General features: G+C 71.8%; 24 protein-coding genes. 17 read left to right on the top strand and 7 right to left on the bottom strand.

The genetic code is table 11. The features are described from left to right. Nucleotides 1-5: 5 nt before the first annotated feature. Nucleotides 6-1,292 carry a sensor histidine kinase gene (locus ABKW26_RS02710; RefSeq protein WP_348590890.1) on the top strand — a complete coding sequence of 429 codons (1,287 nt, stop codon included), beginning with the start codon at nt 6-8 and terminating at the stop codon, nt 1,290-1,292. Beyond that, on the top strand, nt 1,289-1,960 hold the full coding sequence (locus tag ABKW26_RS02705; RefSeq protein WP_348590889.1) for a response regulator transcription factor: 672 nt from the start codon (nt 1,289-1,291) through the stop codon (nt 1,958-1,960). Before ABKW26_RS02710 ends, ABKW26_RS02705 begins: the two co-directional genes overlap by 4 nt. A gap of 101 nt (nt 1,961-2,061) precedes the next feature. Here the strand turns inward: ABKW26_RS02705 and ABKW26_RS02700 are convergent, their stop codons facing one another. The 4 genes from ABKW26_RS02700 to ABKW26_RS02685 all read right to left on the bottom strand — a co-directional run bounded on the left by ABKW26_RS02700 (nt 2,062) and on the right by ABKW26_RS02685 (nt 7,774). Next, the gene (locus ABKW26_RS02700) at nt 2,062-3,786 is read right to left on the bottom strand and encodes an ABC-F family ATP-binding cassette domain-containing protein (RefSeq protein ID WP_348590888.1); all 1,725 of its coding nucleotides are present in this window, start codon (nt 3,784-3,786) and stop codon (nt 2,062-2,064) included. 40 nt (nt 3,787-3,826) lie between these two features. Further along, complete coding sequence (locus ABKW26_RS02695) at nt 3,827-4,315, bottom strand: GNAT family N-acetyltransferase (RefSeq protein ID WP_348590887.1); 489 nt, start codon at nt 4,313-4,315, stop codon at nt 3,827-3,829. A gap of 37 nt (nt 4,316-4,352) precedes the next feature. After that, nucleotides 4,353-6,509 (bottom strand): thioredoxin domain-containing protein, encoded by a 2,157-nt coding sequence (locus tag ABKW26_RS02690; RefSeq protein WP_348590886.1) that lies wholly within the window; start codon nt 6,507-6,509, stop codon nt 4,353-4,355. A gap of 80 nt (nt 6,510-6,589) precedes the next feature. Further along, nucleotides 6,590-7,774 carry an EAL domain-containing protein gene (locus tag ABKW26_RS02685; RefSeq protein ID WP_348590885.1) on the bottom strand — a complete coding sequence of 395 codons (1,185 nt, stop codon included), beginning with the start codon at nt 7,772-7,774 and terminating at the stop codon, nt 6,590-6,592. A gap of 106 nt (nt 7,775-7,880) precedes the next feature. Here ABKW26_RS02685 and ABKW26_RS02680 point away from each other — a divergent pair, with 106 nt between their 5' ends. The 10 genes from ABKW26_RS02680 to ABKW26_RS02635 all read left to right on the top strand — a co-directional run bounded on the left by ABKW26_RS02680 (nt 7,881) and on the right by ABKW26_RS02635 (nt 18,636). Beyond that, nucleotides 7,881-9,641 (top strand): SpoIIE family protein phosphatase, encoded by a 1,761-nt coding sequence (locus tag ABKW26_RS02680; RefSeq protein WP_348590884.1) that lies wholly within the window; start codon nt 7,881-7,883, stop codon nt 9,639-9,641. A gap of 65 nt (nt 9,642-9,706) precedes the next feature. Continuing rightward, nucleotides 9,707-10,843 (top strand): YihY/virulence factor BrkB family protein, encoded by a 1,137-nt coding sequence (locus ABKW26_RS02675; RefSeq protein ID WP_348590883.1) that lies wholly within the window; start codon nt 9,707-9,709, stop codon nt 10,841-10,843. Between the two features lie 199 nt (nt 10,844-11,042). Further along, nucleotides 11,043-11,795 carry an SDR family oxidoreductase gene (locus ABKW26_RS02670; protein ID WP_348590882.1) on the top strand — a complete coding sequence of 251 codons (753 nt, stop codon included), beginning with the start codon at nt 11,043-11,045 and terminating at the stop codon, nt 11,793-11,795. A 14-nt stretch (nt 11,796-11,809) separates the two neighbouring features. Further along, nucleotides 11,810-12,424: a TetR/AcrR family transcriptional regulator gene (locus ABKW26_RS02665; RefSeq protein ID WP_348590881.1), complete on the top strand. Its 615-nt coding sequence runs from the start codon at nt 11,810-11,812 to the stop codon at nt 12,422-12,424. Next, entirely contained in the window at nt 12,424-13,401 is a 978-nt protein-coding gene (locus tag ABKW26_RS02660) for an NADPH:quinone oxidoreductase family protein (RefSeq protein ID WP_348591084.1), read from the top strand. Before ABKW26_RS02665 ends, ABKW26_RS02660 begins: the two co-directional genes overlap by 1 nt. 44 nt (nt 13,402-13,445) lie before the next feature. Further along, on the top strand, nt 13,446-14,051 hold the full coding sequence (locus tag ABKW26_RS02655; RefSeq protein WP_348590880.1) for an XRE family transcriptional regulator: 606 nt from the start codon (nt 13,446-13,448) through the stop codon (nt 14,049-14,051). Further along, nucleotides 14,044-14,769, top strand: a complete 726-nt coding sequence (locus tag ABKW26_RS02650; protein ID WP_348590879.1) for a phenylalanine--tRNA ligase beta subunit-related protein — start codon at nt 14,044-14,046, stop codon at nt 14,767-14,769. Before ABKW26_RS02655 ends, ABKW26_RS02650 begins: the two co-directional genes overlap by 8 nt. Before the next feature lie 100 nt (nt 14,770-14,869). Then, nucleotides 14,870-16,279, top strand: coding sequence for a dienelactone hydrolase family protein (locus tag ABKW26_RS02645; RefSeq protein ID WP_348590878.1), 1,410 nt, complete (start codon nt 14,870-14,872; stop codon nt 16,277-16,279). 276 nt (nt 16,280-16,555) lie between these two features. After that, the gene (locus tag ABKW26_RS02640; protein WP_348590877.1) at nt 16,556-16,924 is read left to right on the top strand and encodes a phenylalanine--tRNA ligase beta subunit-related protein; all 369 of its coding nucleotides are present in this window, start codon (nt 16,556-16,558) and stop codon (nt 16,922-16,924) included. Nucleotides 16,925-17,010: 86 nt separating this feature from the next. Continuing rightward, nucleotides 17,011-18,636, top strand: a complete 1,626-nt coding sequence (locus tag ABKW26_RS02635) for a methyl-accepting chemotaxis protein (protein ID WP_348590876.1) — start codon at nt 17,011-17,013, stop codon at nt 18,634-18,636. A 33-nt stretch (nt 18,637-18,669) separates the two neighbouring features. Here the strand turns inward: ABKW26_RS02635 and ABKW26_RS02630 are convergent, their stop codons facing one another. Beyond that, complete coding sequence (locus ABKW26_RS02630; protein ID WP_348590875.1) at nt 18,670-19,599, bottom strand: SDR family NAD(P)-dependent oxidoreductase; 930 nt, start codon at nt 19,597-19,599, stop codon at nt 18,670-18,672. A gap of 106 nt (nt 19,600-19,705) precedes the next feature. Between ABKW26_RS02630 and ABKW26_RS02625 the strand changes: the two genes are divergently transcribed. The 4 genes from ABKW26_RS02625 (at nt 19,706) to ABKW26_RS02610 (ending at nt 22,735) form a co-directional block, all read left to right on the top strand. Further along, a complete protein-coding gene (locus tag ABKW26_RS02625; RefSeq protein WP_348590874.1) occupies nt 19,706-20,371 on the top strand; it encodes a TetR/AcrR family transcriptional regulator in 666 nt (221 codons plus the stop codon). 255 nt (nt 20,372-20,626) lie between these two features. Continuing rightward, complete coding sequence (locus tag ABKW26_RS02620) at nt 20,627-21,061, top strand: hypothetical protein (RefSeq protein ID WP_348590873.1); 435 nt, start codon at nt 20,627-20,629, stop codon at nt 21,059-21,061. A gap of 94 nt (nt 21,062-21,155) precedes the next feature. Next, a complete protein-coding gene (locus ABKW26_RS02615) occupies nt 21,156-21,770 on the top strand; it encodes a DUF305 domain-containing protein (protein ID WP_348590872.1) in 615 nt (204 codons plus the stop codon). Between the two features lie 86 nt (nt 21,771-21,856). Continuing rightward, nucleotides 21,857-22,735, top strand: a complete 879-nt coding sequence (locus ABKW26_RS02610) for a F510_1955 family glycosylhydrolase (protein ID WP_348590871.1) — start codon at nt 21,857-21,859, stop codon at nt 22,733-22,735. Between the two features lie 31 nt (nt 22,736-22,766). Here ABKW26_RS02610 and ABKW26_RS02605 read toward each other — a convergent pair whose 3' ends face one another. After that, nucleotides 22,767-23,888 carry a HAMP domain-containing sensor histidine kinase gene (locus tag ABKW26_RS02605; protein WP_348590870.1) on the bottom strand — a complete coding sequence of 374 codons (1,122 nt, stop codon included), beginning with the start codon at nt 23,886-23,888 and terminating at the stop codon, nt 22,767-22,769. Continuing rightward, the gene (locus tag ABKW26_RS02600; protein WP_348590869.1) at nt 23,885-24,613 is read right to left on the bottom strand and encodes a response regulator transcription factor; all 729 of its coding nucleotides are present in this window, start codon (nt 24,611-24,613) and stop codon (nt 23,885-23,887) included. The genes ABKW26_RS02605 and ABKW26_RS02600 overlap by 4 nt, the downstream gene beginning before the upstream one ends. A 151-nt stretch (nt 24,614-24,764) precedes the next feature. Between ABKW26_RS02600 and ABKW26_RS02595 the strand changes: the two genes are divergently transcribed. Further along, complete coding sequence (locus ABKW26_RS02595; RefSeq protein WP_348590868.1) at nt 24,765-25,061, top strand: glutaredoxin; 297 nt, start codon at nt 24,765-24,767, stop codon at nt 25,059-25,061. Nucleotide 25,062 lies beyond the last annotated feature (1 nt).

Here is a 25,062-nt window from a genome sequence, read left to right as displayed (position 1 = left end):
CGACGATGGCCCAGGGTCCGCACGCCCCTCGGCCAGACGCGTCCACCGCCACCTCGCCCCAGCCCGGCGTCCTGCCGCCGCGCTGGGGCCAGGCGGCGTTCCTCGCCGCCTGGCTGATCTTCATGCTCGTCACCGTCAGCATCCGTCAAGGGCACGAGGAGTTCCCCGGCCCCACCCTCCTCGTCTTCACCGTCGCCGCCTGGCTCCCGCTCACCCTGCGCACGCGGTGGCCGCTCGGCGTGCTCGTGGTCGTCGTGGTCGTCGAGTCGTTGCACCTCGCTCTCGTGCCCTTCTTCCTGCCCGACCTCGAGACACCCATCGCCATGGGCGCCTACCAGCCCGTCCCCATCGCGACCATGGCCGCCGTCTACACGGTCGTCTCGCGCTCACCGCGCTTCGTCGGCTGGGTCGCAGGCGTCGGGGCCGCGACCGTGCTGTTCGTCGTCAGCCTCTTCGCGCGGCCCCACGACCTCATCGCGACCGACCTCGTCATGTTCAACCTCGTCCTCATCGCCACCGGCATCGGCGCGACGGTCGCGGCCCGTCGGGTCCGCAAGGACTACGAGCAACGGACCCGCCAGGACGAGACCCGACGCGAGGTCACCGCCGAGCGGCTGCGCATCGCGCGCGAGCTGCACGACGTCCTCGCGCACAACCTCACGCTCGTCAACGCGCAGGCAGCCGTGGCCGACTACCTCCTGCGCACCGACCCCGACGCTGCGGCGGTCGCGCTGCAGGACATCACGCGGCACACGCGCAGCGCGCTCGACGAGCTGCGCGCCACCGTCGGCCTCCTGCGTCAGGACGGCGAGGCGACCGCCCAGGGCGAGATGCTCGCCGACGGGACGCGTGCCCCGGCGCCCGGGACGGCGCGGCTGGCCGACCTCGTCGAGAGCTTCCGCTCCGCGGGCACCGACGTCACCGTCACGACGGACGGCGACCCGCGACCGCTGTCCTCCGCGGCCGACCTCGGCGCCTACCGGATCGTCCAGGAAGCCCTGACGAACGCCGTGAAGCACGCCCCGGACGCCCCCGTCCGCATCGCCCTGGCCTGGTCGGACGACACCCTGCGGGTGCGCATCGCCAACGCCGCGTCGACGACCGCGCCCCCCGGGCACCGCGGTCCAGGCACCGGTCACGGGCTCATCGGCATGCGCGAGCGAGCGCTCTCAGCAGGCGGCACGTTCGACACCGCGCGACCGTCCGGCGGCGGCTTCGTCGTCTCTGCGTCGCTCCCTGTCGCGCCCGACGATCCCACCGACACCCCAGACACCCCCGGAGCCATCTCATGACCATCCGCGTCCTGCTTGCCGACGACCAGGCGCTCCTGCGAGGCACCTTCAAGCTGCTCCTCGACTCGGCACCCGACATCGAGGTCGTCGGCGAGGCGACGACCGGGGCGCAGGCCGTGAGCCGGGCCCGCAGCGACCAGGCGGACGTGGTCCTCATGGACATCCGCATGCCCGACATGGACGGTATCGAGGCCACCCGTCGCATCACGTCCGACGAGTCGCTCGCCGGCGTGAAGATCCTCATCCTCACGACCTTCGAGACCGACGACCTCGTCGTCTCCGCCCTGCGGGCCGGCGCGAGCGGGTACCTCGGCAAGGGCGTCGACCCGGCCGACCTGCTTGCCGCGATCCGGACGGTCGCTGCGGGAGAGGCGCTGCTGTCGCCCACGGCGACGACGTCGCTCATCGGTCGCTTCCTCGCGCAGCCGCACGTCGAGCACAAGGCGTCCGCCCCAGGGATGGCCGAGCTCACCGCCCGCGAGCGCGAGATCACCCTGCTCGTGGCCGCCGGTCTGTCGAACGCCGAGATCTCGGAGAGGCTCTTCATCAGTCCGGCGACGACGAAGACGCACCTCTACCGGGCGATGATGAAGACCGCATCCCGCGACCGCGCCCAGCTCGTGGTCTACGCGTACCAGAACGGCATGGTCAGCCCGGGCGGCGCCTAGAGACGCTGCGCCGTCTCCCGCTCCGCGTCCGGCCTCCGCTCCGCGTCCGGCCTCCGCTCCGCGTCCGTCGAGCTCAGGCCTCCGCTCCGCGTCCGTCGAGCTCAGGCCTCCGTGACCTGGCCGGCGGAGACTGCCCACCGGCGGTTGACCTGGACCGCGTCGAGCATCCGGCGGTCGTGGGTGACGAGCAGGAGCGTCCCCGTGTAGGACTCCAGCGCCTCCTCGAGCTGCTCGATCGCGGGGAGGTCGAGGTGGTTGGTCGGCTCGTCGAGGACGAGGAGGTTGACGCCGCGCGCCTGGAGGAGGGCCAGCGCGGCGCGGGTGCGCTCACCCGGCGAGAGCGACCGGACCGGTCGCAGCACGTGCGCGGCGCGCAGCCCGAACTTCGCGAGCAGCGTCCGCACCTCCGACTCGGGCCACTCGGGCACGAGACGCGCGAACGCGTCGAACAGGGGAGCGGGCGCCCCCGCGCCACCGGGCCCGGTGCCTTCGCCGAGCTGGCTGCGTGCCTGGTCCACCTCGCCGATCGCGACGCTCGCGCCGCGATCGGCTGTGCCGCTCGTCAGCGGCACCCGGCCGAGGAGCGCTCTGAGGAGGGTCGTCTTCCCGGAGCCGTTCGCGCCCGTGATGGCGATCCGGTCGCCCGCGTCGACCTGGAGCGAGACGGGGCCGAGCGTGAACGACGTGGCGGCCTCGCCGTGCGCTCCGGCGCCAGACCCGGCGTCGACGGCTGCGCCATCATCTGCCCCGAGCGTCACGACCGCTTCCCTCAGCGTCGCGACGACGCTCGACCCGCGCGGTGCGGCGGCGATCTCGTAGCGCAGCTCCCACTCCTTGCGGGGCTCGACGACCTCGTCGAGCCGCTCGATCATGCGCTCGGTCTGGCGGGCCTTCGCCGCCTGCTTCTCCGAGCCCTCGCGGTGGGCGGCGCGGATGTGCTTGTCGGGGTCGCCCTTGCGGACGGCGTTGCGGACGCCCTTGGCCATCCAGCCGCGCTGCATCTGCGCGCGGCCTTCGAGGCCGGCCTTCTTGTCGGCATACTCGTCATAGTTCTCGCGGGCGTGACGGCGGGCTGTCGCGCGCTCCTCGAGGTAGGCCTCGTAGCCGCCTGAGTAGACGGCGACCTGCTGCTGCGCGAGGTCGAGCTCGACCACCCGCGTGACGCACCGGGCGAGGAACTCGCGGTCGTGGCTCACGACGACGACGCCGGTCCGCTGCGACGACACGAACGCCTCGAGGCGGGCGAGCCCGTCGAGGTCGAGGTCGTTCGTCGGCTCGTCGAGCAGGAGGACGTCGAAGCGGGACAGGAGCAGGGCGGCGAGACCGACGCGGGCTGCCTGCCCGCCGGAGAGGCCCGTCATGAGGTGGTCGTCGTCGAGGTCCAGGCCGAGGTCGGCGAGGACGGCGCCGGTGCGCTCACCGAGGTCGGCAGCACCGATCGCCATCCAGCGGTCGAACGCGGCGGCGTAGGCGTCGTCGGCCCCGGGGAGACCCTCACCGAGGGCCGTGGCGGTCTCGTCGAACTCGGCCTGCGCGGCCGCGACGCCGGTGCGTCGTGCAAGGTGCTCCGCGATGGTCTCGCCGGGCACGCGCTCGACCTCCTGCGGGAGCCACCCGACGAGGGCGTCGGCCGGAGAGAGCGTCACGGCCCCCGCCTCGGGGGCGTGCACGCCGGCGAGCAACGAGAGCAGCGTGGACTTCCCGGCGCCGTTCGCCCCGACGAGCCCGACGACGTCCCCGGGAGCGACGACGAGGTCGAGGCCGGAGAAGAGGGTGCGGTCGGCGTGGGCCGCGGCGAGGCCGCGGGCGACGAGGGTGGCGGTCATGCGTCCATCCTCCCCGACCGGCAGGGTCCGAGAGGACCGGCTACGCGGACGCTGGATCGACCGGCGTGAGGGGTTTCGCCATCTGCAGCGAGGTCGTCTCGTAGCCGAGCGACTCGTAGAGGTGGCGTGCGACGGTGTTGAAGCCGAACACGTTGAGCCCGAGCGACGCCGCCCCGTGCTCGGCGGCGGCCTGCTCGGCGAGCACCATGACCTGCCGGCCCCAGCCCTTGCCGCGGTGCTCGAGCTCGATCTCGATGTCCCACACCCACCAGGCGGTCGGGTTCTCGTCCGAGCGCGGACCGATCCACAGGAAACCGACCGGGAGGTCGTCGTGCAGCACGTCGAAGATGAGGTGGCCCGGGGCAGGGTGGCCCGCGGGGAAGAGCTTGTGGTGGTTGCGCTCCGCGATGGCGTGCGCCTCGTCGAGCGAGTCGCCCGCGCGGACGCGGTCCTCGATGTACTCCTCGAACGTCCGCTCCACCCACAGGGAGAGTCGCGTGGCGGGCATGGGTTCGAGATGGACCGTCATGGGCTCATCGTGGCACGACCGCAGCGTTCTCCGCCTGTCAATTGCTCAGCAGATCACGCAGGCTCGCGGCGTCCGTGACCGGCCGCTCGCACACGAAGCCCCGGCACACGTACGCGGTGGGCACGGCCGCGGGCCGGTCGGCGAGGAGCGGGTGCGTGGATCCGACGACGCCCGTCGCGATCACCGCGCCCGGGGCGCCCGAGAGCCACGCCTCGCGCACCAGCGCGTCCGTCTGGGCTTGCGTGGTGCTCCCGGCGGCAGGCTCGACCGGGACGACGATCGCGACCTCGCGAGGACCGTCGGCCAGCGCCTCAGCCACGGCGAGCGCGTGCCCGGCGAAGCGCGGAGCCCGCAGGGCGAGGGCCGGGTAGACGGCGAGTGCTGCCTCGGCGGCGACCCGGTGGCGGTGCGAGCCGGAGAGGGCGGCGTAGCGCAGGAGGGCGCCGGCGGCGGCGGACCGGCCCGACGGGCTCGCGTTGTCCCCCGGGTCTGCGGGCCGCACGACGAGCGGTACCTCGCCCTCCGCTGCTGTGCTCGGTGTGTCGAAGAAGGTCAGTGCGCCGGCCGGTGTCGTCTCGGCGAAGCGGTCGAGGACGACGTCGAGGAGGTCGCCGGCGACGTCGTACCAGCGGGTGGTGCCCGTGGCGGAGAAGAGCTGGAGGAGCCCGTCGGCGAGGAGTGCGTAGTCCTCGAGGACGCCGGACGCGGTGCCGACCTGGCCGTCGAGCGAGACGCGGCGCAGCTCGATCCCCTGCGCCTGGTCTTCAGGTCCGGACGCGTCGGGCCGGACGAGGTGCAGCGCGACGACGTGCTCTGCTGCAGCTTCCGCCGCGGCGACCCACCCGGGGCGGTCGAGGATGCGCCCGGCCTCGGCGAGCGCGCCGATGGCGAGGCCGTTCCAGCCGGCGACGACCTTGCCGTCACGTCCGGGAAGGGTCCGTCCCTGGCGTGCCGCGAACAGCGCCGCGCGCACCCGTGACCAGCGAGCCTCGTCCGCCGGGGCCAAGGGCTCGAGGAGCTGGAGCACGCTCGACCCCTTCTCGAAGGTTCCGCCGGGCGTCACCGCGAGGGTGCGCGCGGCCCACGCGCCGTCGTCCTCGCCGAGCGCCTCGACGAGCTGCGCCGGTGTCCAGACGTAGAACGTGCCCTCGTGCCCGTCGGTGTCCGCGTCGAGCGACGAGGCGAACCCGCCCTCGGCGGTGCGGAGCTCGCGCAGGAGGAACTCCGCCGTCTCGGTGGTCACGCGCTCCGCGAGCGCGACGAGCTCTGGGCCGCCGACGGCGGCAGCGACTGGCCCGTCCACGCTGCCGGTCTCCTCGCCGGTCCCGTCACCGTGCGCGAGCGCGCGGTAGAGGTGCGCGTACACGCCGAGGAGCTGGGCGTTGTCGTAGAGCATCTTCTCGAAGTGGGGGACCACCCACTGCGCGTCGACGGAGTACCGGGCGAAGCCGCCGCCGAGCTGGTCGTAGATGCCTCCGCGGGCCATGGCCTCGCAGGTGCGTGCCGCCATCTCGAGCGAGAGCGCGTCGCCGGTGCGTGCGTGGTGGCGCAGGAGCTGCTCGAGGTTCATGGACGGCGGGAACTTCGGGGCGTCCCCGAAACCCCCGCTGGTGATGTCGAGCTGGCGGGCGAGCGCCTCGACGGCGGCGTCGAGGTCGGCGGGCGACGGCGCCGCGGTGTGCCCCGCCGACAGTCCTGCGCCGGACCGCAGGTGCTCGACGAGCCCCGCGGCCTGCTCCTCGAGACCGGTGCGCTTGTCACGCCAGGCGGTGCTCACGGCGTCGAGCACCTGCGGGAAGGACGGAATGCCCTGCACGGGGGTCGGCGGGAAGTACGTGCCGGCGAAGAACGGCGCACCCTCGGGCGTGAGGAACACCGTCATGGGCCAGCCGCCCTGCCGCGTCATCGCCACGACGGCCGCCATGTAGACGGAGTCGATGTCCGGACGCTCCTCGCGGTCCACCTTGATGGACACGAAGCCGTCGTTCATCTGCTGGGCGGTCGCCTCGTCCTCGAAGGACTCGTGCGCCATGACGTGGCACCAGTGGCACGCCGCGTACCCGATCGACAGGAGGACGGGCACGTCGCGCTCGCGGGCCTCGGCGAACGCCTCGGCGGACCACTCCCGCCAGTCGACGGGGTTGTCGGCGTGCTGGCGCAGGTAGGGCGAGAGGGCGGTCGCGAGGCGGTTCATGGATCCACTGTGTCATCGACGAGCGCTCAGCACCGGGTGACGGTCGAGCGCCCGGTCTCGGCGGTCGTGCGGCCGGAGCCTCAGGCCGCGCGCACGACCGGTGCGAGCGCCTCGGCCGGTCCGGGCCGGCCGAAGTACCACCCCTGCGCGAGGTCGACGTGCAGGGAGCGCAGCGACGCGACGTCGTCCGCGGTCTCGACGCCCTCGGCGACCACGAGGGTCCCGTTGCCGTGCGCGAACTCGACGAGCGCCCCGACGAGCGTCGAGAGCACGGGGTCCGCGCTCACCCCGTCGACGATGCTGCGGTCGAGCTTGATGACGTCGGGAGCGCACAGGACGATGTGCCGCAGCGAGGAGAACCCGGCGCCGACGTCGTCGATCGCGAGGCGCATCCCGGCCGCGCGAGGGGCCGCGAGCACGGAGTGCAGGGCGGTGTAGTCCTCGACCTGGTCGTGCTCGGACAGCTCGAGCAGCACCCGGTCGAGGGGGAGCCGGCCGAGCAGCTCGGTGAAGCCCGGGGTGAGGAGCGTCTGCGGCGAGACGTTCATCGCCACGTACCCGTCGACGGCCGCGAGGTGGTCGGCCGCCCGATCGAGAGCGAGGAGCTCGAGGCGGTGCCCGAGGTCGACGGTGTGCGCCTGCTCGAACACGACGTCCGGGGTCATCCCCCACTCGGCAGGGAAGCGGCTCAGCGCCTCCGCGCCGACACGCTCGCCAGTGGGGAGGTCGACGATCGGCTGGAGCAGGACGACGAGGCCGGGGCCGTCGAGCACCGGCAGGAGGCGCTCGGTGATCTCGTCACGTCGCTCCCGCTCGACGACTCCAGGCTCGATGATGACGGCCGCCGCGGAGGCGAGCACGCCGAGCAGGGCCTTGTCGCGCTGGGTGAGGCCCTTGTCCGTCGTGAGGCCGGCCGCGCAGAAGGTGCCGTAGAAGGTGCCGTCGCTCAGCGTCACGGGGACCGAGACGTAGCTGCGCAACCGGGGGAACTTCGCGGCGGGGAGCGCCATCGCGACCGGGTGCTCGCGCACGTCCGGGATGACTGCGGGCAGCCGGCCGTCGAGGATCGCCTGGCAGAACGTGGTCTCCTGCTTGAGCCTGGCGCCCTCCGGGAAGAGGAACGGGATCGAGGAGTCGACCACCTGGAGGTGCTGGACTGTGCCGTCCATGCGCGTGAGGAACGCGACGCTGAGACCGATCGCCTCCTTCGCGGTACGCAGCAGCTCGGCGACCTGCTGCTCGGCCTCCGACCGCTTCGTGCCCATGCCCTCGGCTCCTGTCTGCGAGCACGTCGTGCTCGGCACGTTCCCATCGGCCCGCGAGAGCGATGCATGAGGCCGGTGCAACCGGGCGACATGGATAATCACTTCCGTGTCGTCTACCTCGCCCTCGTCGCCGCTGCTGCCCGGCGCGAGCACCACCGTCGCGCAGCTCCTCGACGACGCGGCGCGCGACCGCTACGCACGCCTGGCCCGGGCGCAGCTCGGGGCGACGGTCTCGGTCGTGTCGTTGACCGCGGACGACGGCCGTCCCCAGGCACCCGTGACACATCTGCCCGCAGGTTGGGCGTCCGCCGTGGCCCCGCACCTGGGTGACACGGTGCGTGCCCTGGTCGTCGCCCGCGACGTGCCGGTCGTGAGTCGCGACGTGCAGCACGACCCCGCTCTCCGGGACCTCCTTGCAGGTCCCGACGCGCTCGTCGGCGCCGTCGTCGGCTACCCGCTCCGCGACACCGGGTCCAGCCCGGCCGGTGCCCTGTGCGTCATGGACACGGAGCCGCGCGACTGGACCGACGCGGAGCTCCAGCTCGTCGAGGACCTCGCCGAGGTGTGCTCCTCCGACCTGCGCCTGCGGGGCGAGCACGCCCGCTCCCGCGAGATCCAGCGCCTCATGACGCAGACCAACCGGCAGAGCCGCCTCCTGCTCCTGCTCAGCGACGCGTTCGCGGACGCCATGACCATCGACGACGTCGCGCAGATCGCGGGCCGCGTCGCCACCACCGGCCTCGGGGCGCGCTACACGGGTCTCGCGCTGCTCAGCCCTGACGGGACCACCCTGCGGTACACGTCGCTCGACGGCTTCTACGCCGAGGTCGGCGAGGAGTGGCGCACCGCGCACATCGACGACGACCGCCCGCTCTCCGCCGTCGCCCGGACCCGCAAGCCGATGATGTTCCCCGACGGCGACCACATGGCGCGAGAGTTCCCCGCCACCGCGACGGTCGTCAAGAGCGTGCCCGGCGCGCGCGTCATGCTGCCGCTCGTGTCCAGCGGGAAGCTCCTCGGCGCGCTCTCCCTCATCTGGGACATGCCCCGGGACTTCGACGAGCAGTCGGCCGCCATCAAGACCGCGCTCGCCGGCTACACCGCGCAGGCTCTCGACCGTGCGCGGATGCTCGCCGAGCGGCAAGGGGTCGCGCGGACGCTGCAGGCGGCGATGCTCTCGCCGCTTCCGACCGTCCACGGCGTGACGCTCGCCTCGATCTACGAGCCCGCGGCCCGCACCGAGGAGGTCGGCGGGGACTGGTACGACGCGATCGAGCTCCCCGACCGCTCGCTCGCCGTCATGATCGGCGACGTCACCGGTCACGACGTCGCCGCCGCGGCAGTCATGGGCCAGCTGCGGTCGATGCTGCGTGCGTTCGCGTGGGAGCACAACGAGCCGCCGTCGGCCATCCTCTCGATCCTCGACAAGACGAACAGCGGCGTGCGGCTCGACGCGACCGGGACGGCGATCGTGGCACGGCTCAGCGAGGAGGACGACGGGCTCCGGATGCGGTGGTCGAGCGCCGGCCACCCGCCGCCCGTCGTCCTGCGTGCCGACCGCTCGGTCGAGATCCTCCAGGGCCGCAACGACCTCATGCTCGGGGTGGAGCCCTCGATCGGGCGCCACGACCACGAGACGCACCTCGCGCCCGGTGACGTGCTCGTGCTCTACACGGACGGGCTCGTCGAGCGGCGCGGCGAGATGCTGCGGGACGGGCTGGGCCGGCTCGTCGCGACGCTCGAGGGCTCCGGCGACGAGGACCTCGCCGACCTGCCCGCGGCGCTCGTGCGCGATCTCGTCGGCGAGGGCGTCGCGGACGACGTCGCCGTGCTGCTCGTCCGCGTCGACGAGCCTTCTCTCCGGTAGCGGCCGGGTGGTACCCGACGGACCATGGGGTAGCCACCCCCGCGCCCGCGCAAGGAGACACCACGATGAGCCACACCGACGACACCGTGTCGGCAGCACACCGCAAGGCGGACGCCCCGGACCCGGAGGACGCACGCAAGCCTGACTCGCCGACCGACATCACCAAGCCGTCCTGGCGGTATATCGGTGCCAAGACCTTCCGTGAGTTCCTCGCCGACCAGTGCACCGACCTCGCGGCCGCCCTGACGTACTACGCGGTCCTCGCGATCGCTCCCGGGATCCTGGCGCTCGTCTCGATCCTCGGCGTGGTGGGAAACAGCGAGCAGATCGTCGACGACCTCATGAACGTGCTCGACGAGTTCGTGCCGGCGAGCGCGGCGGAGACCATCGAGCCGGTCGTCCAGGAGGTGTCGTCCTCCTCGGCGGCAGGTCTCGCGCTGATCACCGGTCTCGTCATCGCCCTGTGGTCGGCCTCCGGGTACGTCAACGCGTTCGGCCGGGCGATGAACCGCATCTACGAGATCGACGAGGGCCGGCCCATCTGGAAGCTGCGCCCGATCATGCTCCTCATCACGCTCGTGACGCTCGTGCTCGTGGCGCTCATCGGCATCATGCTCGTCGCGTCCGGACCCGTGGCGAGCGCGATCGGCTCGTTCATCGGGCTGAGCGACCAGGCGCTCACCGTGTGGAACATCGCCAAGTGGCCGGTCGTCGTGCTGCTCGTGGTCGTCGTCATCGCGATCCTCTACTACGGCACGCCGAACGTGCAGCAGCCGAAGTTCCGCTGGATCAGCGTGGGCGCGTTCGTCGCGATCCTCGTGTGGGCCCTGGCGTCGCTCGGCTTCGGCTTCTACGTGTCGAACTTCTCGAGCTACGACGCGACGTACGGTGCGCTCGCCGGTGTCATCGTCTTCCTCCTGTGGCTGTGGATCACGAACCTCGCGCTGCTCTTCGGTGCGGAGCTCGACGCCGAGATCGAACGCGGCCGTCAGCTCCAGGCGGGCATCGTCGCGGAGGAGACCATCCAGCTGCCGCCGCGCGACACGAAGGCGAGCGTGAAGAAGGCCGAGAAGGCTCAGGAGGACGTGGACCGCGGCCGGGCGCTGCGCGAGAGCCAGGGCGTCGAGGTGGACCCGGACGCCGAGCACCGCGTCGGCAACGGTGACGGCCGCCGGCACGGGGCGGACCGCGACCGGGGCTGATCGACTGTCGCCCGCTCCGGCCCGCTCCGGCCCGCGCCGGCGCGCGACCTCGGGCACTCGTCTCGACCTCGGGCGCTCGAGTGCCCGAGGTCGAAAGAAGTGCCCGAGGTCGACGAGGGTCGAGGTGGCCGCGCGCGTGCGGTACATTCGTCGTACCGAACAGTCGGTATGTGAGTTGACGACGAGCAGAGGATGTCCCGTGAGGCGTTTTGACGGCAAGGTCGCCCTCATCACCGGAGCGAGCCGTGGGATCGGCTACAGCATCGCGGAGCGGCTCGTCGCAGAAGGTGCGCGGGTCGTCATCACCGCACGGCACGAGGACGCGCTGCGCGCGGCGGCCGAACGGCTCGGCCCGCCGGAGACCGTCCGCTACGTGGCCGGCAAGGCGGACGACGCCGCGCACCGCGCCGAGGTCGTCGACCTCGTCCACCGCGAGCTCGGCGGCCTCGACTGCCTCGTCAACAACGCCGGCATCAACCCCGCCTACGGGCCTGCGCTCGAGACCGAGCCGTCGGTCATCCGCAAGATCCTCGACGTCAACGTCGTCGGCGCCCTCGAGTGGTCGCGCGACGCGATGGCCGCCGGGCTGGCGGCCGGCGGCGGAGCGATCGTCAACGTCTCCTCCGTCTCCGCTCTCTCGGCGAGCCCCGGGATCGCGTTCTACGGCGTCTCCAAGGCCGCACTCATCTCCCTCACGACGCAGCTCGCGTTCGAGCTCGCCCCCGACGTCCGCGTCAACGCCGTGGCACCCGCCGTCATCAAGACCGACTTCGCCAAGGTCCTCTACGAAGGGCGCGAGGAGCAGGTGGCCTCCGCGTACCCGCTCCAGCGCCTCGGCGTCCCCGCCGACGTGTCGGGTCCCGTCGCGTTCCTGCTCTCCGACGACGCCGCGTGGATCACCGGGCAGACCGTCGTCATCGACGGCGGCGGCTCGATCACCCCGGTCTCGTGAGAGAAGATGACCCCGTGAAGAACTCGAGCGTCCAGGACAGCGTGAAGAAGGCAGCACTCGACCTCTTCGCGACCCAAGGTTTCGCGCGCACGTCGGTGCAGCAGATCGTCGAGGCGGCCGGCGTCACCAAGGGCGCCATGTACCACTACTTCCGCTCGAAGGACGACCTCCTCTTCGCGATCTACGAGCAGCTTCTCACGCTGCAGCGTGAGCGCCTCACGGAGATCGTCGGGCGCGGGCTGCCGACCGGCGAGACGCTCCGCGAGGTCTGCGTCGACGTCATCGAGACGTCCATCGACTTCCTCCCCGAGGGCACCGTCTTCTTCCGCTCGGTCCACATGCTCTCCCCGGACCGACAGGCCGAGGTGACGCGGCGTCGTCGCGGGTACAACGACGAGTTCGTCGTGATCATCGAGCGCGGCCAGCGTGAAGGCCTCTACCGGACGGACATCCCCATGGCGCTGCTCGTCGCCCACTTCTTCTCCGACGTCCACTACCTCTCCCAGTGGTACAAGCCCGCAGGTCCTGAGGCCAAGGGCGTCGTCGCACGGCAGATCACCGACATGTTCCTCTCGAGCATCGCGGCCCCGCGCGACGCCGCCGCGCCCACCGAGGGCGGCACCCGGTGATGCGGGCCTGGCAGGTGACGGCGCACGGCGAGCCGGGGGAGGTGCTCGCGCTCGTCGAGCTGCCGGTGCCCGAGATCACGGCCACCCAGGTGCTCGTGCGGGCGACGGCCGTCGCGCTGAACTTCCCCGACGTGCTGCTGGCGCGCGGCGAGTACCAGGTGCGGCCCCCGCTGCCGTTCGTCCCCGGGATCGAGCTGTGCGGCGAGGTCGTCGCGGTCGGCACGGACGTGCACCACCTGACCGTGGGGCAGCGTGTCGTCGGGTCGCAGATCGGCGTGCTCGCCGAGCTCTCGGCTCTCGACGCAGCGCTCGTCTTCCCCGCGCCCGGTTCGCTCAGCGACGTCGAGGCCGCCGCCCTCTACATCGGCCACCAGACGGGATACTTCGGCCTCCACCGGCGCGCCCACCTCCAGCCCGGCGAGACGCTCCTCGTCCACGCCGCCGCGGGCGGTGTCGGCACCGCAGCGGTCCAGCTCGGCAAGGCCGCCGGAGCGCGGGTCATCGGCGTCGTCGGTTCCGAGGCGAAGATCGACGTGGCGCGCGAGGCCGGCGCAGACGTGGTCGTCGACCGCTCGAAGGAGTCGTTCGTCGACGTGGTCAAGGAGCACACCGGCGGCCGCGGAGCCGACGTCGTCTACGACCCGGTCGGCGGCGAGACGTACGAGCTGTCGACGAAGTGCATCGCGTTCGAGGGCCGCATCGTCGTCGTCGGCTTCGCGGGCGGAACCATCCAGTCCGCCCGCGCCAACCATGCGCTCGTGAAGAACTACAGCCTGCTCGGCCTGCACTGGGGCCTCTACGCCCGGGAGCGCCCCGATCTCGTCGTCGCCGCGCACGCCGAGCTCACGCGCCTGGCCGACGCCGGCCAGGTGCGCCCGATCGTGCGGCAGGTGGTGCCCTTCGAGGAGGCGGCGTCGGCGCTGCAGCAGCTCGGCGACGGGTCGACCGTGGGGCGCGTCGTCGTCACGCTCGTCTGACCCGAACCGCTCATAGTGCACTAGGAGTGCACTATGCTGCACTCATGGACGAAGACCTCGGCGAGCTCGCCCACGCGATCGGCGCGCGCGTACGCCACGAACGCCAGACGCGCCGGTGGACGCTCGACCAGCTCGCCACCACCGCCGGCCTCAGCCGCCGGCTCGTCGTCAACGTCGAGCAGGGAGCCACGAACCCCAGCGTCGGGACCCTCCTGCGCCTGAGCGAGGCGCTCGGCGTCGGCCTCCCCACCCTCGTCGAGCCGCCCCGGGACGAGCGGCTCACCGTCACCCCCGCAGGCCAGGGCGCAGCACTGTGGTCCGGTGAGCGCGGCGGGCGGGGCGTCCTCGTCGCCGCCACACGGCCACCCGACGTCGTCGAGCTGTGGCACTGGACGCTCGAGCCGGGCGAGCGGCACGCGAGCCCACCCCACGCGGCCGGCACCCGCGAGCTCGTCCACCTCCACGAGGGCACCCTCGTCCTCGAGGCCGGCGGCGAGACCGCCACGCTCCACCCCGGCGACGCCGCCACCTTCGATGGCGACACGCCTCACGCCTACGCCGCACCGGCCGACCGGAACGCCCGCTTCTCCCTCACCGTCTTCGAACCGAGCACCAGCCCGCGCACCCGAACGGAACCCACCCATGACTGACTCCCCGCTCGACGCCTTCCTCGCCGACGCCCACCTCGCACCCGAGGTCTTCGCCCTGCGACCGGACTACCGCGCGATGCTCGTCGCGGTCGACGGCATCACGCCCGGCCCCAGCGACGCGACGAGCGACGCGCTCCTGCGAGCTGCGGAGGAGTCCGCGACGCGCGCCCTCGCGGAGAGTGCCGTCACCGACCTGCCGCACATAGCGGCATGGCGTGATGCCTATACAGCCTTCGGCGCCAAGCCCGGGCGCACCCGCAACAGCCTCGAGGCGCTCGTGCGCCGCGCGACCGGTGGACTGCCCCGCGTCAACCGCCTCACCGACGTCTACAACGCGATCTCCGTCGCCCACCAGATCCCGCTCGGCGGCGAGGACCTGGCCGCCTACGACGGCGCACCGCACCTCGTCCGGGCGACCGGCACGGAACACTTCGACACCACGGCCGACGGAGAGGACGTCGTCGACCGCCCCGAGCCCGGTGAGGTCGTCTGGCGCGACGCGACCGGTGTGACGTGCCGCCGCTGGAACTGGCGCCAGGGCCGCCGGACGCGCCTGCGCGAGGACACGACCTCTGCCCTGTTCATCCTCGACGCCCTCGAACCCCTCGGCGACGATGAGCTCGTGAGCATCGCCGACGAGCTCGCCGGGCACCTCGTCGGCCTCGGACCCCACGTCACGCACGCACGGCGCACGCTCTCGGCCACCGACCCTGGATGACCACGACCGACACCCTCCACGCGCGTCCGTCCCCAGGGGGACCCGCGATGATCCTCCGGGCTGACGACGCCGGGCGGGGAACGGACAAGAGTGGTCGTCCATGACGGTCATCGACATGCTTGTCCTGCTCGCGGTCCTCGCAACGGCGTCCGTCCGCTGGCTCCCGCCGGCTGCGCGGCCTCGTGCCGCTGCCCTCGCCGGTCTGGTCGTCGTCGGATCGCTGGCTGTCGAGGTGGTCCAGGGCGGGCTCCGCTGGCAGCTGGTCCCGGTGGTCGTGGCGCTCGGGGCCGCGACCTGGCTCGCACGGCAGGGCCTGCGCCGCAGCACCCCCACGGCAGTTCCTCGACGGCTCGGTACCGTCCTGCTAGCCGGTGTCGTGGCGGGCGGCGTGGTCCTCGGAGCGGCGCTGCTCTGGGGCTTCCCTGCCCTGCGGCTACCGGCCCCGAGCGGGTCGGCCCCGGTCGGGACCATGGTGCTGGAATGGGTGGACCCGTCTCGCCCCGAGGTGTCGGGGCCGGCGCCGGAGCGCGGTCGCACGGTGGTCGCTCAGCTCTGGTACCCGGCTGACGTGTCACCCGGCGCCGAGCGGTCCGTCTACCTCGGGCGAGATCGTGGGGAGGCCCGACAGGTTGCGGCAGGTGTGGCGGCGACCTTCGGGCTGCCGTCGTTCCTGCTCGACGAGGCCGCCCGCGCACGGACGAGCGCGACGCCGGACGCACCCCCGCAGGCGGGTGAGGAGCGGTTCCCCATGGTCGTCTTCTCGCCGGGCCTGTCCGGTGTGCGCACGCAGAACACGGCGTGGGCCGAGGATCTCGCCAGTCACGGGTACGTCGTCGTCGCACTCGATCATCCCCACGACTCGGCGCTCGTCGTGCTCGACGACGGCACTGCCGTCGCCAGCGAGGTGGCCGCCACGGGTGACGCGGACGAGGACGAACGCCTCGCCGACGGCTGGACCCAGGTGCGCGCCGACGACCTCCGGTTCGCGCTGACGCAGCTGGAGCTCATCGACCAGGCCGTGATCCCGACCCCGCTCGCCGGGCGCATGGACACGGACCACGCGGCCGTGGCAGGCCACTCGCTCGGTGGTGCCGCGGCGATCCGCGCGGCCGCAGCGGATGCGCGGTTCGACGCAGTCATCGACATCGACGGCTTCCCGCGACACCTGCCGACCGCCCCTCTCGAGCAGCCGGTGCTCGCGCTCGTCGCGGGCGCCGGGACGGGCAGCCCGGAGAGCGATGCCGAGTACGCGGCGAGGCTCGACGAGCTGATGGCCCTCAGTGCCGCCGGCGGGTGGATCCTCACGCTCCCGGGCGCGGGCCACCTCAGCTTCACCGATGCCCCGCTGTTCCTTCCCCCGGTCCCGACGCTGACGGGCACCCTGCCGCGCGACGAGGGTCCGCGCGTCACCGCGGCTGCGACCCGCGCGTTCCTCGACGCGTCGCTGCGCGGCAGGGACGTCGACGTCAGCGGTGCGCTCGACCCTCTGGGCGACCTCACGGTGCACTGACTGCGCCGCACAACCCCTCGGACCCGTCGCGACGCCCGCTCTCGCGGCGCGTCGTCGTCGCCGCCAGAGAGCCACTAGGACGCTGCGCCGCCGCTCCTGGTCCCCTGGGAAGACGTCACTGCAGACCGCGCTGCGAGCGCCACCCAGGACCACGAACCGGCGGTGAGCCGGCACCGGTCTGGACCGAGGTCCTCCACGGTGCCGTCGCCGGCGAACGGGAGGACCGTGTGCGCGGGGAGGTCGAGGACCGCGGTCCCGACGCAGGGCCACCCGTCGGTGTCCGCCGATCCCTTGAAGCGGGCGGAGACGAAGTCCCGAGCGCTGCCCCGCTTCGTCCGGGCGACCGGCACCGAGGTCTTCGACACGACGGCCGACGGCGCGGACGTCGTCGAGCACCCCGAGCCCGGCGAGGTCGTCTGGTGCGACGCCACCGGCGTCACCTGCCGCCGCTGGAACTGGCGCCAGGGTCGTCGCACCCGCCTCCGTGAGGACACGACTTCCGCGCTCTTCGTCCTCGACGCGCTCGACCCGTTCACCGACGAGGAGCTCCGGGCCATCACCGACGAGCTCGTCAGCCACCTCCTCCGCCTCGGACCGGACGTCACGCACGCACGGCGACTGCTCTCGGCCGCGGAACCCGGGTGACACCGCCGCTCGTGGACCGAGCCTTCTCATGGACCGGACGACCGGGTCGATAGGAGGGGTGTCGCACTAGCACAGGAGAGAATCCCATGGAGCTCACGACTCACACCTCGTGGTGGCGCAGCCTGCGCACCAGGCTTCTCGCTCTCGGAGGGATCGGCGTGCTGGCAGCCGGTCTCGTGGGCGCGGTGGCGCTCAGCGCCCTCGGCAGCATGCGATCCACGGCGCACGAGGTCGAGCGGCTCCACGACCTGCGCTCCTGGACCGAGGAGATGCGCTACTACAACGCAGACGTCAGCGGATGGCAGACGGCGTACGCGTGGGAGGCCCGCAAGGCTGGTCCGCTCGCGGCGATCGACCCGGAGAACGCCAACCGGGCCGGGTACCTCGCCGACGTCGAGGCGCTCGAGGCCGCACTCCTCCTCGCGCCCACCGACGTGATGGCACCCGTCGAGCGTGAGGCGTACGAGCGGATCCTCGAGCAGTGGGACGCGTTCTTCGCCGGCGACGACCGCGTCGTCGCCCTGTACGGACAGAACACCGACGCCACCACGACCGAGGCGGACGAGTACATCGTCGGCGACCTCTACTCCATCTACTTCACCATCCTCGAGGACACCGCAGCGCTGTCCGACTCCGTGGACGCACGGCTCGACGTCGCGACGCAGGCGGCCGACGCCACAGCGACTCGTGCGACCGTGCTCCTCTGGTCGACCGTCGTGGTCGCCGCGCTCGTCGTCGTCGGAGGGGCGCTCCTCACCTCTCGCACCGTGCTGCGCGGCGTCGGTGCCGTCGACCGGTCGCTGCGCGCCCTGGCCGCCGGGGACCTCACCGTCCGGGCCGACGTCACGTCGAAGGACGAGATCGGGGCGATGGCCACCTCGCTGTCGACCGCCCAGGAGGGCCTGCGGGACCTCATCACCGACGTCAGGCACACGGCCTCGACAGTGGCCTCCGCGGCGGTCGAGCTCTCCGCGTCGTCCACACAGGTCTCCGCCGCCTCCGAGGAGACGTCCGCGCAGGCCGGCGTCGTCTCCGCAGCAGCGGACGAGGTGTCACGCAACGTCGGTGCCGTCTCCGCGGGTGCGGACCAGATGCGCAGCGCCATCCGGGAGATCGCGCAGAACGCCTCGGACGCCTCCCGCGTCGCCGGCGAAGCACGCACGGCGGCCGCCGCGACCAACGAGACGGTCGCCAAGCTCGGCCTCTCGTCGCAGGAGATCGGCAACGTCGTCAAGGTCATCAACGCCATCGCCCAGCAGACCAACCTCCTCGCGCTCAACGCCACCATCGAAGCAGCACGGGCCGGCGAGGCCGGCAAGGGCTTCGCGGTGGTCGCCGGAGAGGTCAAGGAGCTCGCTCAGGAGACCGCCCGTGCCACCGAGGAGATCACCGGTCGCGTCCAGGCGATCCAGGCGGACTCGACGAGCGCCGCCACCGAGATCGCGGGCATCGGCGCGATCATCGACACGGTGAGCAGCTATCAGGACACGATCGCAGCCGCGGTGGAGGAGCAGACGGCGACGACTGCCGAGATGTCTCGCGGAGTCGCCGACGCCGCGACCGGGTCCGGGGAGATCGCGGCGAACATCTCCGGTGTCGCGAGCGCCGCGGCGACCGCCACGGACGTCCTCACCCAGATGGGTGACGCGGCCGGCGAGCTCGCACGGTTGTCGACCAGCCTGCAGACGTCGGTCGACCGCTTCGCCTGCTGACGGTCGCCTCCAGCCTCGGTTGATCGCTGCGGCTCAGGACGATCCCCTCGCTGCAGATGTCACGCCCTGCGGAAAGGTCACCCCGGTGAGCTCTTCGGAGACGGCCCACAGGCGTTGCTGAGTGGCGCGGTCGTGCGAGGCGGGGCTCGAGGTGACGGCCTTCGGGTATCCCCGGACCTCACGCCGGTTGCCGGGCCCGTAGTACTGGCCGCCGACCACGGCCGGGTCGGTGGCGGCGCGCAGCGTGGGCAGGGCGCCCATCGCAGGCGTCTGGGTGAGCAGGGGCGCGAGCCACGTGACCGGAAGGCGGACTGCGGCTGGCGCGTTGCGGACGAGCTCGGTGTTGGACACACCGGGGTGGGCGGCGACCGCGATCGTGGAGCCGTACGGCGCGAGCCGGCGCTGCAGCTCGTAGGTGAACATGAGGTTGGCGAGCTTGGCCTGGCCGTAGGCGGCGACACGGCTGTACGAGCGCTCCCACTGGAGATCGTCGAAGTGGATGGCGGCCCGGATGCGGTGGCCGGTGCTGCTCACCGTCACGATGCGGGAGCCGGGCACGGGCAGGAGCCTGTCGAGGAGCAGGCCGGTGAGGGCGAAGTGGCCGAGGTGGTTGGTTCCGAGCTGCAGCTCGAAGCCGTCGGCCGTGGTCTGTCTCGGTGTGTACATGACGCCGGCGTTGTTGATGAGGAGGTCGATGCGTGGGTGGGCGGCGCGTAGGTCGTCGGTTGCTGACCGGACCGACTCGAGCGAGGTCAGGTCGAGGGCCTGGACGGCGACGTCACCGGTGATCCGGTCGGCTGCCTTCTTGCCCTTCTCGACGTCCCGGACAGCCAGGACCACCGTCGCCCCGTGCTCGGCGAGCATCCGGGCGGTCTCGAAGCCCAGCCCGGTGTTGGCCCCGGTGACGACAGCCACCCGGCCGTGCTGGTCGGGGATGTGCTGCTCTGTCCAGCTGCTGATCATGACGCTCTCCTGAGGATAACGAACCATCGGTCTCTTGTAACCCGAAGGTAAGGGACCGCCGGTCTGATGTCAAGGGACCGGTGGTCTCCTACGCTAGGGTGGTTGGATGACCTTCCAGCGAGCGCGGAGCGAGGAGCAGCGGGAGATCCGCCGCCGGGTGATCCTCGACACGGCGGCGTCGATGCTCGACGAGATGCCCGTGACCGCCGTGAGCCTCAACGAGCTCAGCCGGCGGGTGGGCCTGGCCAAGTCGAACGTCCTGCGCTATTTCGAGTCGCGCGAGGCCGTGCTTCTCGAGCTCCTGGACGACTTCCTGGGACGCTGGCTCGCCGAGCTGGCTGAGGAGCTGGCCGCGGGGATCGACGTGCACGCGGCCTCAGACGTACGGGCGCGCCAGCTGGCCGACGTCCTCAGTCGGTCGCTCGCCGACCGGGTGGTGCTGTGCGACCTCTTCGGCGCGCAGGGCGGCGTCCTGGAGCACAACGTCTCGGTTGACGTGGTCAAGCGGCACAAGCGGTCCTCTCTCGCCCGGCTCGCGACGATGACGGAGCTCGCGCGCCGCTACGTGCCCGAGCTCGGTGACGGCGCGCAGCTGTTCTGCCTGATGAGCCTCGTCACGGCGGGCGCGCTGTCGGCCTACGTCCCGCCACCGCCCAGCCTCGTCGCCGCCTACGCAGACGAGCCCGCGCTCGGAGTGCTCCACATGGAGCTCCGCGACGCTCTGCAGGTCGCCATCACCTCGGCGCTCATGGGCGTGCTGCCTCGCAGCTGAACAGTGCCCTCCGTGACGCCCATGACCCGGCCGTGAGGCTGCCGCCGTGATCGCGACCCTGCTTGGAACCGTCCCCACCGTGACCGGTCGCGGATCGTCCTGGAGAACGCAGTGAGGAACGATCAAGGTTCGACGAAGGCGATCGCGACCACGCTCGCGTCGTGCAGACGGCCAGGTCCTGGCCGCGTCATCGGGGGTCTCAGGGACTCTTGCTAGCCTGACCGCAGTGACGCGTCGGCGATGGAGGGGGGACAGATGACCGTGCGAGCGAGCGGTCTCGAGCGCTTCGGCGCTGTCGTCGTCCTGCTCCTCCTGGTGCTCGCAGGAGTCGTGCTGCCCAGCGTGGCCGACGGCGGTGTCGGAGCGCACGTGGCGCACGAGGCGCACGAGGTCTCGATGCCGGGCTCGTCGGGCCTCCCGGGCGGGGTGGGCGCGTCGGCGGAACCAGAGATCGCTCTCCTTCCGCTCGCACACCTCGCGGCCGAGGCCTCCCTTCAGGACGCCCTGGTCGTGTGCTGCGCTCTGGTCGTGGCAGCGATCCTGGTGCCGGTGGTCTCTCGATGGTTCCTCGGCAGGGGCCGGCCGGGAAGAGTGCACGGTCGTGCCCCGGCCGTGACGGCGCCTCGTGCGCGTCGTGATCGAGGTGCCCGTCCCATCGTGGCGCACTCCTTGTGCGTCCTGCGGGTGTAGGAGCGCTCTGGTCGCCGTCCCCGCGGTGACCTCGAGCGACCACACCCCAGATCCCGTCCCTCCGTGCAGGGACGGGCAGACGATGGAGCCCTACATGAACACCAAGACACGCATTGCTGCCCTCGCCGCGTCGCTGACCCTGGCCACGTCTCTCGCCGCGTGCGCCGACACGGCGCCGGAGTCGGAGTCGACACCCACAGCGCAGGAGAGTGGCCAGGACGCTGCCGAGGTCGCGTCGCACAACGACGCCGACACCGAGTTCGCGCAGATGATGATCATCCACCACGAGGGTGCTGTCGAGATGGCTGACCTCGCGGCGACGAGTGCTACGAGCCAGGAGGTCAAGGACCTCGCAGCGAAGATCTCCGCCGCCCAGGGGCCCGAGATCGACACCATGACGACCTGGCTCGACGGGTGGGGTGAGGAGACGTCGCCCGACGACGGCATGGAGGGGATGGACCACAGCGACATGCAGATGGAAGGGATGGACCAGGCCGCAGTCATGGTCCAGCTCGGGGCCCTGACCGGGACCGAGTTCGACCGGCGCTTCCTGGAGCTGATGATCGATCACCACGAAGGCGCCGTAGGGATGGCACAGGAGGAGCTGGACTCGGGCGAGAACGCGGACGCGCTGGCGCTCGCTGAGACGATCATCGACGCCCAGACGGCTGAGATCGCCACGATGCAGGGCATGCTCGACGCCCTCTGAACAGCTCGCCTTCGCGTGGCGGGACAGCGGATCACGCTGTCCCGCCACCCTCCTCCCGTGCCCTCTTCCTCCTCAAGGACCTTCAGATGCCCCTGCACCCCATCGCACGACCAGCCTCCGCGTTCTCTCTCACCGTCGTTCTGGTCCTCGCCGGCTGTTCCGCGGCGCCGACCGTGGACGACACGGCCGCGGACATGCCCGACGCGTCGCAGACCGTCTTCGAGCACATCCACGGCATCGGCCTCAACCCCGCTGACGACTCCGTGTACGTCGCCACGCACCGGGGACTGTTCCGGCTCGACGACTCGGTCCCGCAACGGGTCGGCGAGACCCGGAGCGACCTGATGGGATTCCTGGTCACAGGGCCTGACTCGTTCTACGCCAGCGGCCATCCGGCCCCCGGCGAGGCTGCGCCGGCCAACCTGGGTCTGCTGTCCAGCACAGATGCCGGGGCAGCATGGGAGAACGTCTCCCTCCGTGGGCACAGCGACTTCCACGACCTCACGGGAGTGGACGACCGCCTCTACGGACTGGACTCCTCCGACGGGCGGCTCAAGCGGAGCGATGACGCGGGTGTGACGTGGACGAGCGGACCGACGGTCGCGGCCCGCGACATCGATGTCGATCCGAACGACCCGGACCGCCTCGTCGTGACGGCCGAGGCCGGACTCCTGGTGAGCACGGATGGGGGAGAGGCGTTCGCTCCTCATGAGGTCCAACCGCCTGAGCGGCTGGTCCTGGTCGCCCACGTCCGCGGTCGCTCGGACCAGCTCACGGCGTCCCTCGCAGGACTGGACGCGGTCGGGAGGCTCTGGGTGTTCGACGGAGCGGGCTGGGCTGTCACCGGCGTGCCCCGAGGAGCGCCGGAGGCCTTCGTCGCGATCGGGGAGGAGTCCTACCTGGCCGCGTTCGACGGCACGGTCTTCCGCACCGGGGACGCCGGTCGCTCCTGGTCCCAGGCGTGAGACTGACCGAGCGAGCCTGACCGGCAGCGGATCAGGCCGCTGGCAGGGTGAGGGTGAAGATGCTGCCTCGACCCAGGCCCGCGCTCGAGGCGGTGATGGTTCCACCGTGGGCGGACGTGAGGGCGTGGCAGATCGCCAGACCGATCCCGGATCCGCCGTGCGCCCGGTCGCGTGCGGTGTCTGCACGGTAGAAGCGCTCGAACAGGTACGGGAGGTGCTCGGGCGCGATGCCTTCGCCCGTGTCCTCCACGCTGAGGGTCGTCCCACCGGTGGGGGTCCGGCCGGCGCGGAGGGTGACGGTCCCACCCGGTGGGGTGTGCCTGATCGCGTTCGCGACGAGGTTGTCGAGGACCTGCGCCATCCGCAGGCGATCGACGAGGAGCTCCGGCAGGTCGTCGTCGATGTCGCGCTCGAGCCCGACCGACTGTTCTGCTGCACGCTCACGGCCCGCGTCCAGTGCGGCGGACACGAGGTCCCCGGGGGCGACGGGTTCGCGTTCGAGGGTGAGGTCTCCGCTCTCTGCGCGGGTGACCGCCGCGAGGTCGTGCGACAGCCGGGTCAGGCGGGCGGCCTGTTCACGCAGGACGGCGGTGGTGGCTTCGTCGAGCGTCTGGATGCCGTCCTCGAGCGCTTCGAGGTACGCACTGATGGTCGCGACCGGCGTGCGCACCTCGTGTGCGACGTCCGCCAGGAGGCGGCCTCGTAGCCGGTCGCTGTCCTGCAGCCGCTCAGCCATGTGGTTGAGCGATGCCGCGACCTCGTCGAACTCGCGGCCGATGCCGGGCGCGGGGACGCGAGACCCGTAGTGACCCGTGCCGACGTCCGCGGCTGCGGTGGAGAAGGCGGTCAACGAGCGAGAGATCCGCCGTGCCAGAACCACGGAGACCATCGTCGCCGCGAGGCCCGCGGCGCTCAGGGCGACGGTCATGGTCAGGGTGCTGGCCGAGCGGAACGCCTCTTCGGCATGCACGACGGCAACGTCGTGGTCGCTCAGCTCGGCCCGCAGCATGTGCTCGTGGAACAGTGCCGGCCCGACGACCGAGGCGACCACCCACGCTGTCACCGCGGCCGTCGTGAGCACGAGCAGGATGGCGACGAGGAGTCGTGGCGCCAGGCCCCGCGGAGCGCGGGGGCGCGGCGGACGGGAGGTCATCGTCCGGGACCGATGCGGTACCCCACACCGCGGACGGTCCGGACGAACGTCTGCCGGTCTGCGCTGTCGCCGAGCTTCTGGCGCACGTGCAGGACGTGGACGTCGACGAGGTGCTCGTCGCCCACCCAGCCTTCTCCCCAGACCGTGTCGATCAGGAGGCGCCTGCTGAACACCATCCCGGGGCGTGCGGCCAAGGCGGCCAGGACGTCGAACTCGGTGCGCGTCAGGTCGACGAGGCGACCCTCGATCCGGACCTCGCGTGCCGGCAGGTCGATCGACAGCGTCCCGATCTCGAGGACGTGCGGCGCGGTGCGCACCTCGGTGTCCGGCGGCGTCTGCCGCGGTCGGCGGTGGAGCGCTGCGATCCGGGCCACGAGCTCACGTGGGCTGAAGGGCTTGGTCATGTAGTCGTCGGCGCCCACCGACAGTCCGATGAGGACGTCGATCTCTTCTGCCCGGGCCGTCAGCATGATGACGTAGCAGTCGGAGAAGGTGCGCAGACGGCGACACACCTCGACCCCGTCCAGCCCCGGCAGGCCCAGGTCCAGGACGACGACGTCCGGGTCGACCTGGCGGACCAGCTCGACGGCCTGGGCGCCGTCGGAGCACAGGTGGGTCTCGAACCCGTCGCGCTCGAGGTAGTCCGCGACGACACGGCTCAGAGCCTGCTCGTCGTCGACGACGACCGCGCGACGTCCCGCGATGACGGGCAAGGAGCTGTTCATACGTCCCATTCTGAGCGCACCGGGGCAGGTCCAGGACCATCCGGGCAGAGGTGATGGCGAGCCTTCATCGAATCTTGATGCAGTCACCACCGCACCGTCGGGGTAGCGACGACAGGCTGTGCTCCTCTGGTTCGTATCGCAAGGAGCGCCCGTGCCCACCCAACCCGCCGCACCGTCATCGGTGACCGTCGTGCACGCACCGGCGTGCCACTTCTGCTCGGACGCCGAGGAGGCTCTGGCGGTCGTGGCCGTCCGGTTCCCGCTCGACATCCGCCGGATCGAGCTCGACTCACCCGACGGCCGTCGCCTCGTCGCCGAGCACCGCCCGGCGATGAGTCCTCTCGTGCTGCTCGACGGTGCCTTCTTCAGCTCCGGTCGGCTGCCACGCAAGAAGCTCGTGAGAGAGCTCGAGCTGCGCGCGGCACGTCGCCTCGCCGGGACGGCCTGAC

The organism is Sanguibacter sp. 25GB23B1 (assembly GCF_040012415.1).
Taxonomy (GTDB): Bacteria; Actinomycetota; Actinomycetes; order Actinomycetales; family Cellulomonadaceae; genus Sanguibacter.
This window is presented reverse-complemented; position numbering and strand designations above follow the sequence as displayed.

Bases quoted from the DNA above. Each gene is read 5' to 3' on its own strand.
- ABKW26_RS02695 (WP_348590887.1), bottom strand. From the start codon at position 4,315: ATGACGGTCCATCTCGAACCCATGCCCGCCACGCGACTCTCCCTGTGG.
- ABKW26_RS02650 (WP_348590879.1), top strand. From the start codon at position 14,044: ATGACTGACTCCCCGCTCGACGCCTTCCTCGCCGACGCCCACCTCGCA.
- ABKW26_RS02655 (WP_348590880.1), top strand. From the start codon at position 13,446: ATGGACGAAGACCTCGGCGAGCTCGCCCACGCGATCGGCGCGCGCGTA.
- ABKW26_RS02660 (WP_348591084.1), top strand. From the start codon at position 12,424: ATGCGGGCCTGGCAGGTGACGGCGCACGGCGAGCCGGGGGAGGTGCTC.
- ABKW26_RS02645 (WP_348590878.1), top strand. From the start codon at position 14,870: ATGACGGTCATCGACATGCTTGTCCTGCTCGCGGTCCTCGCAACGGCG.
- ABKW26_RS02620 (WP_348590873.1), top strand. From the start codon at position 20,627: ATGACCGTGCGAGCGAGCGGTCTCGAGCGCTTCGGCGCTGTCGTCGTC.
- ABKW26_RS02615 (WP_348590872.1), top strand. From the start codon at position 21,156: ATGAACACCAAGACACGCATTGCTGCCCTCGCCGCGTCGCTGACCCTG.
- ABKW26_RS02700 (WP_348590888.1), bottom strand. From the start codon at position 3,786: ATGACCGCCACCCTCGTCGCCCGCGGCCTCGCCGCGGCCCACGCCGAC.
- ABKW26_RS02610 (WP_348590871.1), top strand. From the start codon at position 21,857: ATGCCCCTGCACCCCATCGCACGACCAGCCTCCGCGTTCTCTCTCACC.
- ABKW26_RS02705 (WP_348590889.1), top strand. From the start codon at position 1,289: ATGACCATCCGCGTCCTGCTTGCCGACGACCAGGCGCTCCTGCGAGGC.
- ABKW26_RS02605 (WP_348590870.1), bottom strand. From the start codon at position 23,888: ATGACCTCCCGTCCGCCGCGCCCCCGCGCTCCGCGGGGCCTGGCGCCA.
- ABKW26_RS02630 (WP_348590875.1), bottom strand. From the start codon at position 19,599: ATGATCAGCAGCTGGACAGAGCAGCACATCCCCGACCAGCACGGCCGG.
- ABKW26_RS02685 (WP_348590885.1), bottom strand. From the start codon at position 7,774: ATGGGCACGAAGCGGTCGGAGGCCGAGCAGCAGGTCGCCGAGCTGCTG.
- ABKW26_RS02600 (WP_348590869.1), bottom strand. From the start codon at position 24,613: ATGAACAGCTCCTTGCCCGTCATCGCGGGACGTCGCGCGGTCGTCGTC.
- ABKW26_RS02710 (WP_348590890.1), top strand. From the start codon at position 6: ATGGCCCAGGGTCCGCACGCCCCTCGGCCAGACGCGTCCACCGCCACC.
- ABKW26_RS02635 (WP_348590876.1), top strand. From the start codon at position 17,011: ATGGAGCTCACGACTCACACCTCGTGGTGGCGCAGCCTGCGCACCAGG.
- ABKW26_RS02675 (WP_348590883.1), top strand. From the start codon at position 9,707: ATGAGCCACACCGACGACACCGTGTCGGCAGCACACCGCAAGGCGGAC.
- ABKW26_RS02625 (WP_348590874.1), top strand. From the start codon at position 19,706: ATGACCTTCCAGCGAGCGCGGAGCGAGGAGCAGCGGGAGATCCGCCGC.
- ABKW26_RS02690 (WP_348590886.1), bottom strand. From the start codon at position 6,509: ATGAACCGCCTCGCGACCGCCCTCTCGCCCTACCTGCGCCAGCACGCC.